Raw genomic sequence first — 15,222 nt, forward strand, 5'->3', positions numbered from 1 at the left:
ATCCATTCACCTCGTTTTACTGACTTGATAACCAGTTCTCAGGATCTTGGCGCCATTTTTCCAGTAATAAATACTCTTGTTCTGAAATACTATGATTAGATAATGCAACATTTAATAACTTTGAAAATGTTGTTAAAGAATAGTAAGGAACTTGTTTCTGTTGAAATGCATCACTTGCTTTTGGCAATTCATATGTAAAGATCGAACAAACACCTGTTACTATACCACCAGAAGCTTTTACAGCATCGGCTGCCTGTAAGGAAGACCCTCCTGTCGATATGAGATCTTCGATAACGAGTATTCGTTGTCCTTCCTTAAATGTTCCTTCGATAAGATTTTCTTTTCCATGCCCTTTCGCTTTAGATCGAATATAAACCATCGGTAAGTTTAATCGGTCACTAATCCATGCTGCATGGGGAATCCCTGCCGTTGCTGTTCCAGCAATAACTTCTGTTTCAGGAAATTTCTCCTTAATAAGATTTACAAACGCATCAATAATCGCCCCTCTTTCTTCTGGATAAGACATGACGAGTCGATTATCACAATAAATCGGTGACTTTATTCCAGAACTCCACGTATATGGCTCATTTGGACTTAATGATACAGCTTTAATCTTTAATAAAAGGTCTGCAATATTTTTATTCATGTTCTCTTCCACTCCACTCTTGTTGATACAAATTGTATGCGACTAGCGGATCGTCCGCTCTTGTAATGCCTCTACCCACTACGATTGCATCACTCCCTAATTGGTTTGCTCGTTTGGGTGTAACGACACGATGCTGATCATGTCTCTCATCTGTATTCCTTCTAATCCCTGGGGTGACTGTATAAAACGCTGAGCTTGTTTGCTCCTTTACCTCTGGAACCTCTATAGCAGAACAGACAACACCATCTAACTTTGCTCGTTCCACTTGCTTACATAAATGAAATACATGATTAGATAAAGAGCCGTCAATTTTCAACTCTTTATTCATCATTTCTTCTGACGTACTTGTTAACTGTGTGACTGCAATACACATAGGAGACGTTCCATTCCTTGCTCCACTATACAGTCCTTCCATTGCAGCTTCCATCATTGCGACACCACCTAAAGCATGAACATTAACGAGATCAACATTTAATCGTGCAAGCTGTGTCATCGCTCGTTTTACTGTATTCGGGATGTCGTGTAACTTTAAATCGAGAAACACATGGTGTCCTTTGTCTTTTATCCCTTCGATTAATGCGGGTCCTTCGCTGTAAAACAGCTCCATTCCTACTTTGACAAATAATTGTTCGTGTTTAAAATGATCAAGAAATGCATCTACTTCTTTTTTAGATGGATAATCTAATGCAACAATTAACGGACGGTTTCGCAAGTTTTCCAACTCCTTCCGACAATCGAGGAAAGCTCATCAATCCCAAGCTCATCCATTCGTTTTTCTATTTGACCGATTAATGTTGGACAAATATATGGATCAATAAAGTTCGCTGTTCCAATCGCCACTGCTGATGCACCAGCCATCATAAACTCTAGAATATCATCGACTTCATGAATGCCACCCATACCAATGATTGGGATGTTTACTTGCTGACTAACTTCATGAATCATTCTAATTGCAACAGGCTTAATCGCAGCTCCAGAAAGTCCACCTGTTTTATTTGCAATGATAGGCTGACCCGTATTGACATCAATTCGCATCCCTAAAAGAGTATTAATCATACTTAATCCGTCAGCACCCGCTGCTTCGACTGCCTTTGCAATATGAACAATGTCTGTGACATTTGGGGATAGCTTCACATATACTGGGACGCTTGAAACTAATTTCACTTTTTCCGTTACATCTGCAGCGAGCTCTGCATTCGTGCCAAATGTTAGCCCACCTTCTTTTACATTTGGACAAGAGATATTCAACTCTAACGCATTCACATTTGGTGCTTTTGAGACCTGTTCTGCAACTTTCATATAATCTTCAGGTGTATTCCCTGCTATATTTACAATAACGGGTGTATCAAAATGTTTTAGCCATGGTAGTTCATGAGTTAATACATGGTCTAGTCCTGGGTTTTGTAAGCCAATCGCATTTAACATCCCGCTTCCAGTTTCCGCCACACGAGGGGTTGGATTACCTTTTCTCGTTTCAACTGTTACGGCTTTTACACAGATTGCCCCTAGTTGATTTAAATCGTAAAATTGACTATATTCCTGGCCAAAACCGAAACAGCCAGATGCAGGCATGACTGGATTTTTCATCGATAGTCCTGGCAATTCTACTTTTAATCGATTCATACGATGACCTCCCCCGTTTTAAAGACAGGACCGTCACTACAGACCTTTCTATAATCACGACCTCGTTTATTATCATAACTTGGATCAACGTCACAAACACATGCTAAACAAGCGCCGACTCCACAACCCATACGTTCTTCTAATGAGATATATCCTGGTGTCGTTGCCTTTAGTTGAACTGCACGTAACATCGGACGAGGACCACAACTGTAAAATGTTTTATACTGATCAGTGATGGCCTCCATAGCATCTGTGACAAAACCTTTTCTTCCTCTTGAACCGTCTTCAGTCGTAATATAAACATCACCGATTTCACCGAATTCCTTTTCATAAAAGATATCCTCTTTTTTTCTAAACCCAAGAATCGTTATTACTTTAGCCCCTTGATTAACAAGTGTTTTTGCTAAGTAATAGAGGGGCGGAATTCCAACTCCGCCACCAACTAATAAGCACGTATCTCCTTCTTTAATACCTTCAATTGGAAAACCATTCCCTAACGGTCCAAGTACATTTACAGTACTGCCAGGTAATTTATCTTTAAGCTTTTCTGTTCCTTTTCCTTCGACGCGATATATCATCGTCAACGTTTCATTTTCCTGGTCAATATCACAAATACTAATCGGCCTTCTTAATGTCGGGTCTAATGCGTTTTCAATCCGAAGGTGTACGAATTGGCCAGGCTCTTTCATTTCATTTACGAGATTTCCCCTTAACTTTATTTCATATATGTTTGGGGCAATATATTTTTGTTTTACTATTTTCATATTTTCTGTTTTCATATCGTCACCCCAGTTTGCAACAGTTGCTTTTGCTGGCTTCCAATTGCTTCAGCAGAAAATGTAATCATCTCCATCACTTTTAGGAGTGCTTCTGCTGTATCCATCGACGTCATACAAACAACACCGTGTTCTACTGCTTCCCTACGAATTCTAAATCCATCTCTGGCTGGTTGTTTTCCTTTTGTTAACGTATTAATAATAAATTGTGCTTGCCCTTCCTCGATAACCTGGAGCATATCTGGTGCTTTACCACCAACCTTTGATACAACGGTTACTGGAATGTTCTCGTCCTGAAGACGCTCTGCTGTGCCTTCAGTCGCTAATAAATGATAACCGATTCTATGGAAGCGTCTAGCAAGGTTCATCGCTTCTTCTTTATCCTTATCAGCGATCGTAAATAAAACAGAGCCATGCGTTGGAATATTCATCCCTGAGGCAACGAGACCTTTAAACAATGCTTTTTCTAACGTGTAGTCTCTACCCATGACTTCTCCAGTTGATTTCATTTCAGGCCCTAATGTAATGTCAACACTTCTAAGTTTTGCAAAAGAGAAGACTGGAACTTTTACTGAAACAAGATCAGGTTCTGGAAGACAACCTGTATCGTGACCGAGCTCTTTTAAGGATGAACCTAGAATCGTTTTTGTTGCTAAGTTTGCCATGTTTAGTCCAGTAATTTTACTTAAGAATGGTACAGTACGACTTGATCTTGGATTTACTTCAAGGACATACAGCTCATTTTTATGAATGACAAACTGAATATTTAACAACCCGATAATTTGAAAACCTCTAGCCAATCGGACAGTATAATCGATTAACTTTTCTTTTAACTCATGAGAGATATTTTGCGGTGGATATACAGCAATGGAATCTCCAGAATGCACCCCAGCCCTTTCAATGTGTTCCATTATCCCTGGGATGACGACAGTCTCTCCATCAGAAATCGCATCGACTTCTATCTCCTTCCCTGTTAAGTAACGATCAATTAATACTGGGTGTTTCTTGTTCACTTTTACGGCACGTTCCATATATTTTAGTAAGTCAAATTCGTTATAAACGATTTCCATCGCACGTCCGCCAAGTACATAAGATGGTCTAACAAGAACAGGGTAGCCAATGCCATTTGCGATATTAACCGCTTCTGAAACGGACGTTGCTGTCTTCCCTTCAGGTTGAGGGATATCTAATTCTAATAACGTCTGTTCGAATTTATCTCGATCTTCTGCTCGGTCCATATCTTCAAGCGATGTTCCTAAAATATTGACACCACGATCTTCAAGTGATGATGCTAAGTTTAATGCTGTCTGTCCACCGAATTGCACAATGACGCCTTCTGGCTTTTCATGAGAAATGATGTTCATGACGTCTTCGGTTGTTAGCGGTTCAAAATATAGTTTGTCAGAGACTTCGAAGTCGGTTGAAACCGTTTCTGGGTTGTTATTAATAATGATCGCTTCGTATCCTGCTTCTTGAATTGCCTTTACGGTATGCACGGTTGCATAATCAAATTCAATTCCTTGCCCAATTCGTATCGGACCTGAACCTAATACGATAATCGATGGTTTATCGGTTAGTTGTGATTCATTTTCCTCTTCATAGCTACTATAATAGTATGGTGTTTCTGACTGAAATTCTGCGGCACACGTATCGACCATTTTAAAGACCGGTAGAATGTTATGGTCATGCCTAAATTGTTCAACCTCAGCTTCAGGTCTTTGTAGAAGCTCTGCAATTGCACGGTCAGAAAAGCCTCTTTCTTTTACTTCTCTTATCGTGCTTTCTGTTAGTTGTTCTTCTTTCAACTTCTCTTCAAGATTTACAATACGCTCAATTTCATAAAGGAAGAATCGGTCAATTTTAGTCATCGTATATAACTCTTCAATGTCGTACCCTAAGCGCATCGCTTGTGCGACAAGAAGTATTCGTTCATCATCAGCATCTACAAGCCTTCTTCTTAACTCTTCATGATTGATTTTTTCGTCGTTTACTGTAAGGTGATCAAGTCCTACTTCTGTTGACCGAATGGCTTTTAATAGTGATTCACCGATGTTTCTCCCAATCGCCATCACTTCTCCAGTTGCTTTCATTTGTGTGCCAAGTTTTCTGTTAGCTGCATCAAATTTATCAAAAGGCCAACGCGGAATTTTTGTAACGACATAATCTAACGCCGGTTCAAAGCTTGCATACGTCGTTTTTGTAACTGGATTTATACATTCATCTAACTGATAGCCGACGGCAATTTTCGCTGATAGCTTTGCTATCGGATAACCTGTCGCTTTTGATGCAAGTGCTGAAGAGCGACTTACGCGCGGATTTACTTCAATAATGTAATAATCTTCACTGTAAGGGTCTAGTGCACATTGGACGTTACAACCACCTTCGATTCCGAGTGCTCGAATAATTTTTAATGATGTATTTCTTAAAATTTGATATTCACGATCTGTTAACGTTTGACTCGGAGCGACGACGATCGAATCACCGGTATGTATACCAACTGGGTCAATGTTTTCCATATTACAGACGACGATCGCCTCGTCATTACCATCACGCATTACCTCATACTCGATTTCTTTGAAACCAGCAATACTCTTTTCAATTAAACATTGGTTTACAGGACTGTTACTAATCCCGCTATCTACAAACGCTTTAAGTTCACTCTCATTATTTGCAATGCCTCCCCCTGTACCACCTAACGTATATGCTGGACGGACGATCACAGGATAGCCAATTGCATCAGCAAACTGTTTTGCTTCCGAAAATGAGTGGATGATTTCACTTGGAGGAACCGGTTCATTTAACTCATTCATTAATGTACGAAACTTCTCTCTATCTTCAGCCATTTCAATCGCTTCTAACTTTGTTCCTAATAACTCGACTTTGTATTCTTCTAGAATTCCACACTCAGAAAGTTCGACAGCTAAATTTAATCCCGTTTGTCCACCTAGTGTCGCAAGTAAACCATCCGGACGTTCTTGACGGATGATTCGACTAACAAATTCTAGTGTTAAGGGTTCGATATACACTTTGTGAGCGGTTGTTTCATCTGTCATGATCGTTGCAGGATTAGAGTTAATAAGTACAACTTCATACCCTTCTTCAACAAGAGCTTGGCACGCTTGAGTACCAGCGTAGTCAAATTCAGCCGCCTGACCGATGACGATCGGTCCTGAACCGATAACAAGTATTTTTTGAATGTCTGTACGTTTAGGCATATATAGATTCCCCTTTCTTCGCTTCATCCATCATCGTTTGAAATTCTTGAAATAACCCTTTTGCATCTTCTGGTCCAGGTGATGCTTCTGGATGGTATTGAACACTGAAGGCATGAACTTCTTTATGATTTAACCCTTCGACTGTTTCATCGTTTACGTTAATATGAGTAATTTCCAGTGATGTATTTTCTAGTGATTCAGAAAGAACTGTATAGCCATGGTTTTGTGATGTAATTGTTATTTCACCACTTCTTATATCTTTCACTGGGTGGTTAGCACCCCGATGACCAAACTTCATTTTTCCGGTTTTCGCTCCACATGCTAACGCAAGCAGTTGGTGCCCTAAACAAATGCCAAAGATTGGTACATGGCCTAATAAGTTTTTAACAGTTTCCACCGCTTCTGGTACATCCGTTGGATCCCCCGGTCCATTACTTAACAACACACCATCAGGGTGCATCGCAAGAATTTTTTTCGCTGGTGTATGATAAGGGACAACGATCACTTCATACCCTTTGGATACTAAATCTTTAATGATCCCTTTCTTCGCGCCAAAATCGATTAAAACGACTCTTTCTTTTGTACCTGGATTAATAAATTCACTTTTCGTCGACACACGTGATACTTGATCATTCGAGAATGTATTTGATTGTAGCTCATAAATCACATTGCCGATGTCTTGGTTAGCATCACAAATGCGTCCTTTCAATGTACCCGTTTCGCGGATCAGCTTTGTAAGCTTTCTTGTATCTATTCCTTGAATTCCTGGAATATCATGCTGTTTTAACCACTCATCAATCGATAAACGCGATCTAAAGTGACTTGGAATGTTAGCTGCTTCTTTGACGACCATTCCTTTAATACTTGGGATCATACTTTCAAAATCGTCTCTGTTAATGCCATAATTTCCAATAAGCGGATAAGTCATCGTAATGATTTGATCACAGTAGGATGGATCTGTCATAATCTCTTGGTACCCTGTCATACTCGTATTGAAAACAACTTCCCCACTTTGCTCTTTCGTACTACCAAGCGGTTTACCAATAAACACTTCACCATTTTCTAACACTAGCATTCGTTTCATTTAGAGCGCCCCCTTTTCTTGCCAAGCTATTTCACCTTCAAAAATCGTCGCTACTGGCCATGCTGATAGCCTTTCACCATCAAATGGTGTATTTTTTCCTTTAGATAAGAATTCATCTTTATTTACGGCTAGTTCTTTTTCTAAATTGATAATTGTAAAGTCTGCGAATGTACCTTCTTTAAGTGTTCCGAATGGCAGGTTAAACGTGTTTGCTGGTGCTTCTGTTAGCCAATAAATTAATTGCTGAAGGGTCATTTGGTTCGTTTTCACAAGTTTTGTATATAAAAGTGGAAATGCAATTTCTAATCCGACAATGCCAAATGGTGCTTCTTCCATCGGTGATGATTTTTCTTCCTCCGTATGAGGAGCATGATCCGTCGCAATAAAATCAATCGTTCCATCTAACAATCCGTTCAATAAAGCTTCACGATCCTCGCTACTTCGAAGTGGAGGATTCATCTTGTAATTGGCGTCGTTACCAGGAATATCGTCTTCAGATAAAATTAAATGATGCGGTGATACTTCAGCCGTCACATTGATTCCAGCTTTTTTCGCATCACGTATGACTCTCACTGATTCCTTCGTACTTACGTGACAAATATGATAGTGAGCACCTGTTGCTTCAGCGAGAAGAGCATCCCTTGCAATATGTACAGATTCAGAGACTGAAAGAATTCCTGGAATTCCAGTTCTTTCTGAAAACTTCCCTTTATGAACAGCACCGCCATATAGAAGTGAGTTGTCTTCACAGTGAGCAACAATTGGTTTGTTTAGTTTCGCTGCACTTTGCATCGCTTCATACATTTTGCCTGCTTCTTGTACTCCAACACCGTCATCTGTAAAAGCAAATGCACCTTCTTCAACCAGCTCATCCATTCGTGTAATCGTTTCACCTAGTTGCCTTTCTGTTATTGCAGCATAAGGTAGAATTCTTACATGACCTTTTGTTTTCATCGCATCGTTGATTTTCGCAAAGTTTTCTTTTGTATCAGGAACCGGGCGAGTATTTGGCATTGCTGCAATCGTTGTAAAACCACCTCTAGCTGCAGCAAGGGACCCTGTTTCAATCGTTTCTTTCTTTTCTCCACCTGGCTCTCTTAAGTGCACATGCAAATCAACAAGTCCTGGAACAACTAACTTTCCACCTACATCAATCACTTCATTATAATGTGAGTCGTCTCGGCATTCTCCGATCTCAGTTATTGCCTTTGTTTTTTTATCCACAACAAGATTTATCTCTATTATTTCACCAGTTTCAGTGATTGTTCTTCCGTTTTTATACAAGACTTTCATGCTTCATTTCCCCTTTCTCTTTTAACACGTATTCTAGGACTGCTTTTCGAACTTTCACGCCATTTTTCATTTGTTTAAAAATCCTTGACCTCTCGCATTCTACGAGTTCACTCGCTAGTTCCACACCTCGATTTACTGGGGCTGGATGCATAATGATCGCATGATCTTGCATCTGTTTTTCCCTTTCAGCAGTTAATCCAAATAACGTAAGATAATCCCCTTTTGCTAAGGAAGTATCATCATCATGTCGTTCTGTTTGAATGCGTAAAAGCATAATGACATCTGCAGTTTTAATAGCATCATCAATGGTTAGAACATTGTTCTCTGTAACTTCTTCATCCATCCATGCTTTCGGTCCAGAAAAAGAGACAACCGCGCCAAGTCTTCGTAAGATCATCGCATTTGTCCTTGCAACTCGGCTGTGCCTGATATCTCCACAGATAACAACATGGACATCTTTAAACGTATGAAACTCCTGATAAATTGTAAGAAGATCTAGTAATGATTGGGTAGGATGATCTCCTGCGCCATCTCCTCCATTGATAATCGGAATGTTTACATCTTCAAGCTCTTTATAATATTTTTCTTGCGGATGCCTAATCACAGCAGCGTGACAGCCAATCGCTTCTAGTGTTTTTACTGTGTCATAAAGTGACTCTCCTTTTTGTACACTCGACGTTGTCACATCGAAATTCAGCGTATGAAACCCTAATTCTTTTTGCGCCATTTCAAAACTCAATTTCGTTCGTGTACTTGGTTCAAAAAATAAATTTGCCACTGTATAATGTTCACTCTGTTTATTTAATTCTAGATTTGTTCCTTCTTCTGCTTGGTGAAGGAGGTGCATGATTGTTTCAACGGATAACTCGTTTAATGTTGTTAATTGAACCATTTTCTCACCGCCTATTGTTTTTTCGTTAGTTGAAAAGCACTTGTTGCATTCTTACACAGTAGTATATGCATGGAGGCAGTTCGTCGAGGTAGCGCCTAGCTTACTCGTGAAGTTGTGCTTGTGCTGGAGTCGCCGCCTATCGCTCGACAAAATAAAACAAATTAATATCCCATCTCTTTTAACTGCACTAAACTTTAACAGAGTCTACCAAATAAAATTTGATGAAAAAAATTTCAAAAAAAAGCACCCGTTTTTTATATACGGGTGCTCACAAGCACATTTGTGGGTAGCACAAATGAGAAGAGTCAAGATCATGACTCTATGAATCACCCTTTTAAGCCTCTCTGGACTTAATTAAAGGATCGTATTTTGTTATATTGCCTCTTCATTTCTCTCTCTTTCTTTATTTACATCAAACATTGCATCTGTATCTTTTACTTTTTCTCGTCCTGGCAAGATGAAGTTTAGTAAAATCCCTATGACTGTCGCTAATGCCATACCTGCCACTTCAATCGCATCCGTTACTTGGATGATGGCTCCACCAATACCGACGACAAGAATAACAGAGGAAATGATTAAGTTTCGTTTTTTCCCAATATCAACGTTATTGTCAATTAACATTCTTAATCCGTTCGATGCAATGATACCGAACAGAAGGATCGATACCCCTCCCATTACTGGGGTTGGAATCGTTGTAATGAGTGCGGAAACTTTTCCTACGAAGCCGAAGATAATCGCTATTGTTGCCGCCCCACCAATAACAAACACACTAAACACTCTCGTTAAGGCCACAACCCCGATGTTTTCACCGTATGTTGTATTCGGTGGTCCGCCGATGAATGAACTAATTACTGTTGCAATACCGTCACCAAAGATCGAACGATGAAGGCCTGGTTTTTTAATAAAGTTTCTTTTCACAACTTTACTTAAAACCATTTGGTCACCAATATGTTCAGATAACGTTACGAGCGCGATTGGAACCATGATCGCAATAATCTCCCAAGAGAATGCTGGGCTGTATGTTACAAACGGAACAATAAAGTCAGGTGCTTGGATCCAGTTCGCTTCACGTACAGGTGTAAAATCTACTAAACCTTGAAAGTATGCGACAAAATATCCACCAACTATCCCAATTAAAATTGGAATGAGTCCGAAAAATCCTTTAAAGAATATTGATGCTATAATCGTTATAAATAATGTAATTAATGCGACACTAAAGTAAGTTCCGTTATAAAATCCATCTGCGTCATTCATTGCCATGTCAATTGCTACTCCTGCTAGGCCTAGACCGATAACCATAATGACGGGTCCGACAACAATTGGTGGTAGTAGTGCCATAAGCCAATGAATTCCTGTTGCTTTGATAATAAGCGCGACTACGCCATAAACAAGTCCAGCGAAGAAACTACCAATCATTGCCCCTTCAGGTCCACCTATGGTCATCGCTGCAATAATTGGCATAATAAATGCGAATGAAGAACCTAAGTATGCCGGAATTTGCCCTCTTGTTACGAGTAGGTATGCTAAAGTCCCTAAACCACTTGATACAAGCGCAACTGCTGGACTTAATCCTACTAACATTGGGACGAGAATCGTTGCTCCAAACATCGCAAAAAGGTGCTGTATACTTAAGACGATCCACTTGTCTAACCTTGGTACCTCATTAATTTCTACCGTTCGATTTTTCATCACATTTCCTCCTCATGATCTAATTATCCCAAACATACGTTGCATGTTTATAAAATATCACTAGTGTTGCATTAATTTAGGCTAACTATTAAAAATACTCAAAATGTTCAATAAAGTTATTTTGTGCAAAGAAAAAGTCCTTTATAATGGATAAGTCAGGTGGTAATCCCGTCCAAATCCAATAATAAAGGACCAACTCATGGATAAGATTACACGAAAAACTTCATTTGGACAATGGTTTTCACCAATAAATCTTCGATTATTTAATGAACAGGTGAAAACATTGAAATTAGATTTTTATACAAAGAAACTTACGACAGAATCATTCTTGAAATTATTACTATACGCACAGCTAGAAGAGGTAGAAAGTCTCCATGCACTGAGTGATTGTCTCTTTGATGATCAACTACAAAAAGGGATTGATCTTGATTCCATCAGTATTTCTCAGCTTTCACGACGATTGAACGGCATGAATCCAGATTTATTTCAACAGCTATTTTTGGATTTAGTTGGGCAAATACATGCCAAAACACATTACACGAAACTCATTATGCCATTAAAGATCGTTGATTCAAGCACCATGCCGTTGAATTTAACGAATCATAGATGGGCAAAATTCCGCAAAACAAAAGCTGGTGTGAAGTTACATTTGCGACTAGTTTTTATGGAAAAAGGAGTTTCATACCCTGAAAAAGCCTTGATTACAACAGCGAAGGAACACGATCGTAATCAGCTGGAAGTCATGGTTGATGACAAAGAGTGCATGTACGTGTTTGACCGTGGTTATCTCGACTATGAACGCTTCGATCGTATGACTGACGATGGCTACTTTTTCCTGTCAAGGCTAAGGAAGAACGCTGTGATACGGGTAGTTGACGACTTTATACTACCTAAAGAATCATCTGTTTTATCCGATCAAATGGTCTTGATTGGAACAACGCAAAATCGTGCTGAAAATTACTTTCGTCTTTTAAAAGTGATTGATTCTAAAGGGAATGAACTGCAACTGATCACCAATCGATTTGATTTAAGCGCCGAAGAAATTTCAGAGATGTATAAATCACGCTGGGCAATCGAATTGTTTTTCAAGTGGATAAAGCAACATCTCAGAGTCAAGAAGTTCTATGGGCAAAGCGAATGGGCAATCCAAAACCAAATATTTATTGCACTGATTGTTTATTGTCTGCATGTACTCGCTCAAATTGAGACAAATAGTAGGATAAAAACCTTGCAAATTAGCCGTTATTTAAGGGCTGCATTGTGGAAATCAGCGCATATTTGGCTTCGAAAGATTGAAGGGAAAGCCATCCCTTAACAGAGTTTTGTCATTGTCGCACTAGTCTAATTGTAAATTAATTTCCAAATGGATGGAGCCACCTTTAATTGGGTATTTACCTTTTTGGCTCTGAGAAGGTTATACAATTAAACTGAAAATTACGACACTATTTATGCAACACTAGTGATAAAATATACATGCTACTTTTGTTTCACTTAATATTAATTGGGATACAACAAAAAACCTCTTTGCTGCACAAAGAGGTATCGTCACAAGCTTGCAATATGACCTAAATGTAGGTAGGTCAAAAGCAAGAGAGGAGTATACCCCTTGTCAGCCTCACGGGACTGGTTTAAAGGGAGGTTTTTTGTGTAATAACAACTTCGTCGATTTGATCGACATCACTTAATTTTGCTTCTACAACTTCTGATTTAGAAGTAGGTACATTCTTACCGATGAAGTCAGGTCGGATTGGAAGTTCTCGGTGGCCACGATCAATTAAAACAGCTAATTGAATTTGTGAAGGTCTTCCGATATCCATTATGGCATCTAATGCAGCTCTTACTGTACGGCCAGTATATAAAACATCGTCGACAAGTACGACTTTTTTATTATTAATATCTGCTGTTATATCCGTGCCTTTCAGTTCAGGCTCATCATCTTGCGTTTTCGTTGTTAGATCATCACGATATAACGTAATGTCAATGTCACCAACTGCAACGTTTTCACCTTCAATTTGAGCAATCTTCTCAGCCAATCTACGAGCTATGTAAATTCCTCTCGTTTTAATTCCGACAAGAATAAGGTCGTCGATCCCTTTATTACGCTCAATAATTTCATGAGCTATTCTCGTTAATGCTCGCCTGACCGCTTGCTCATCTAAAATCGATTTCGACATCTTTTTTCCCCTCCTTTTTCAGGATTTGGACCCTTAGATCGAAAAAAACCTCTCACCGTTACGATGAGAGGGGAATGATCTGTAAAAGTATACACTTCACCTATTGAAGTGTCATCCCTTCTCAGCCTCACGGGACTGATATTAAAGGTGTCCGTTATGCAATTTCTTATCATATTGTGTCATGCTCTTGTTTAAAAGTCAATGACTTTTTTTACGTAGCTCCTTCAGACACTCTTCCATATCATTTGGTAGTGGTGCATGGAAGGTTAACATTTCATTCGTTCTTGGGTGTTTAAATCCAATCGTTTCTGCGTGTAACGCTTGACCTTCAATTGGTAACTCTTGTTTCTTTCTTGGCCCATATTTAGGATCACCAGCGATTGGAAAACCAATATATTTCATATGAACACGGATTTGGTGAGTTCTCCCGGTTTCTAAATCACAAGCCACGAGAGTGTTATTTAAAAACCTCTCCACGACATGAAAATGTGTAACGGCTTCTTTACTATTTTTATCTGTCACAGTCATACTTTGACGATCCTTATCATCACGACCAATTGGTGCATCAACAGTACCTGTTTCGTGTGAAATCACACCGGTAACAATCGCCAAATATCTTCTTTTCGTTTCTTTATTTTTCAATTGATTCACTAATGATTCATGAGCTAAATCATTTTTTGCAACCATTAATAATCCTGACGTATCTTTATCAATACGGTGAACAATCCCTGGGCGCATCACGCCATTAATGCCTGAAAGATCTTTACAATGAGCCATTAACCCATTGACGAGAGTTCCTTCATAATGCCCTGGTGCAGGGTGTACAACCATCCCACGTTCTTTATTTACGACGAGAACATCTTCATCTTCGTAAATAATATCTAAGTCCATGTCTTCAGCTTTAACGTCTAATGGTTCTGGCTCAGGTTCATTAATTGAAATAGAATCTCCGATGCTAACTTTATAATTACTTTTAACCTTTTCGCCGTTTACTTTAATATGTCCATCTTTAATCCATTGTTGAATGAGAGAACGTGACCAATCTTGAAAGTGGTCTGCTATATATTTATCAATACGTACTCCCTTGTCTTCTACTGTTAATTGGTATTCATTCATATTATGACTTCCTTTGCTTCTTTTCTTCTGTAAAAACGTGAATAATAAGCATAATAACCCCAGCTACAAGCGCCATATCTGCCACATTAAAAATCGGATAGTTATAAGCAAATATATATACATCGAAAAAGTCCACGACTTCACCACGTAACATTCGGTCAATAAAGTTACCGATAGCACCACCTAAAACGAGGCCTAATGCTACACCTAACCATTTATTATGTTTTGTGTATTTTTGTATGTAGTATACAACGACAACGACAACAATAATCGTCGCAATAAAAAACAACCACATTTGTCCTTGTAAAATGCCAAACGCGGCACCTGCGTTTCTGTGTGATGTCAGGTAAAAGAATCCTTCAATGACCGGGATACTTTCTCGTAATTCCATGTTTTTTTCGACTAACCATTTTGTCCATTGATCAATAATTATGATGATAACCGCAATGAGGTAATAAAACACATTGTTTCCTCCATTCAAAACATTTGTACCTTATGAATTTTAGCACAGCCAACCGTAACAAACAATTTATTTTCTGTTCTTTTACTCGATTTTCAGCCTTATTTTGTAGTTATTTCATTTACAGTCACTATGGATGCTTCAAAGGAGCCTTCCCCACTCTGACGAGCACGATGAATGTCCTTAGTTACAACCACTTATACTTTTTTATAAACGGAACTAGTCTGTAGCGCGTAGCTTACTCGTGAAGTTGT

At 39.0% G+C, this 15,222-nt stretch carries 13 protein-coding genes; 1 reads left to right on the forward strand and 12 read right to left on the reverse strand.

The genetic code is table 11. The features are described from left to right. Window positions 1-16 precede the first annotated feature (16 nt). The 9 genes from pyrE to uraA all read right to left on the reverse strand — a co-directional run bounded on the left by pyrE (window position 17) and on the right by uraA (window position 11,218). The gene (pyrE, locus tag LGQ02_RS13110) at window positions 17-646 is read right to left on the reverse strand and encodes an orotate phosphoribosyltransferase (RefSeq protein ID WP_226514811.1); all 630 of its coding nucleotides are present in this window, start codon (window positions 644-646) and stop codon (window positions 17-19) included. Further along, complete coding sequence (gene pyrF / locus LGQ02_RS13115; RefSeq protein ID WP_226514812.1) at window positions 639-1,358, reverse strand: orotidine-5'-phosphate decarboxylase; 720 nt, start codon at window positions 1,356-1,358, stop codon at window positions 639-641. The genes pyrE and pyrF overlap by 8 nt, the downstream gene beginning before the upstream one ends. Continuing rightward, window positions 1,340-2,269 (reverse strand): dihydroorotate dehydrogenase, encoded by a 930-nt coding sequence (locus LGQ02_RS13120; protein ID WP_226514813.1) that lies wholly within the window; start codon window positions 2,267-2,269, stop codon window positions 1,340-1,342. The genes pyrF and LGQ02_RS13120 overlap by 19 nt, the downstream gene beginning before the upstream one ends. Continuing rightward, window positions 2,266-3,048, reverse strand: a complete 783-nt coding sequence (locus LGQ02_RS13125; protein WP_226514814.1) for a dihydroorotate dehydrogenase electron transfer subunit — start codon at window positions 3,046-3,048, stop codon at window positions 2,266-2,268. The genes LGQ02_RS13120 and LGQ02_RS13125 overlap by 4 nt, the downstream gene beginning before the upstream one ends. Further along, the gene (carB, locus tag LGQ02_RS13130) at window positions 3,045-6,260 is read right to left on the reverse strand and encodes a carbamoyl-phosphate synthase large subunit (protein ID WP_226514815.1); all 3,216 of its coding nucleotides are present in this window, start codon (window positions 6,258-6,260) and stop codon (window positions 3,045-3,047) included. The genes LGQ02_RS13125 and carB overlap by 4 nt, the downstream gene beginning before the upstream one ends. Continuing rightward, entirely contained in the window at window positions 6,253-7,344 is a 1,092-nt protein-coding gene (locus tag LGQ02_RS13135; RefSeq protein WP_226514816.1) for a glutamine-hydrolyzing carbamoyl-phosphate synthase small subunit, read from the reverse strand. Before LGQ02_RS13135 ends, carB begins: the two co-directional genes overlap by 8 nt. Beyond that, a complete protein-coding gene (locus LGQ02_RS13140) occupies window positions 7,345-8,637 on the reverse strand; it encodes a dihydroorotase (protein ID WP_226514817.1) in 1,293 nt (430 codons plus the stop codon). Next, complete coding sequence (locus tag LGQ02_RS13145) at window positions 8,621-9,529, reverse strand: aspartate carbamoyltransferase catalytic subunit (protein WP_226514818.1); 909 nt, start codon at window positions 9,527-9,529, stop codon at window positions 8,621-8,623. Before LGQ02_RS13145 ends, LGQ02_RS13140 begins: the two co-directional genes overlap by 17 nt. Window positions 9,530-9,901: 372 nt before the next feature. Further along, window positions 9,902-11,218: a uracil permease gene (gene uraA / locus LGQ02_RS13150; RefSeq protein WP_226514819.1), complete on the reverse strand. Its 1,317-nt coding sequence runs from the start codon at window positions 11,216-11,218 to the stop codon at window positions 9,902-9,904. Between the two features lie 199 nt (window positions 11,219-11,417). Between uraA and LGQ02_RS13155 the strand changes: the two genes are divergently transcribed. After that, window positions 11,418-12,533: an IS4 family transposase gene (locus LGQ02_RS13155; protein WP_226514820.1), complete on the forward strand. Its 1,116-nt coding sequence runs from the start codon at window positions 11,418-11,420 to the stop codon at window positions 12,531-12,533. Window positions 12,534-12,846: 313 nt separating this feature from the next. Here LGQ02_RS13155 and pyrR read toward each other — a convergent pair whose 3' ends face one another. The 3 genes from pyrR to lspA all read right to left on the reverse strand — a co-directional run bounded on the left by pyrR (window position 12,847) and on the right by lspA (window position 14,971). Further along, complete coding sequence (gene pyrR, locus LGQ02_RS13160; protein WP_226514821.1) at window positions 12,847-13,392, reverse strand: bifunctional pyr operon transcriptional regulator/uracil phosphoribosyltransferase PyrR; 546 nt, start codon at window positions 13,390-13,392, stop codon at window positions 12,847-12,849. Window positions 13,393-13,590: 198 nt separating this feature from the next. Beyond that, on the reverse strand, window positions 13,591-14,508 hold the full coding sequence (locus tag LGQ02_RS13165) for an RluA family pseudouridine synthase (protein WP_226514822.1): 918 nt from the start codon (window positions 14,506-14,508) through the stop codon (window positions 13,591-13,593). A 1-nt stretch (window position 14,509) separates the two neighbouring features. Beyond that, window positions 14,510-14,971 (reverse strand): signal peptidase II, encoded by a 462-nt coding sequence (gene lspA, locus LGQ02_RS13170; RefSeq protein WP_226514823.1) that lies wholly within the window; start codon window positions 14,969-14,971, stop codon window positions 14,510-14,512. Window positions 14,972-15,222: the final 251 nt, after the last annotated feature.

Source organism: Bacillus shivajii (assembly GCF_020519665.1).
Classification (GTDB): Bacteria; Bacillota; Bacilli; order Bacillales; family Salisediminibacteriaceae; genus Bacillus_CA; species Bacillus_CA shivajii.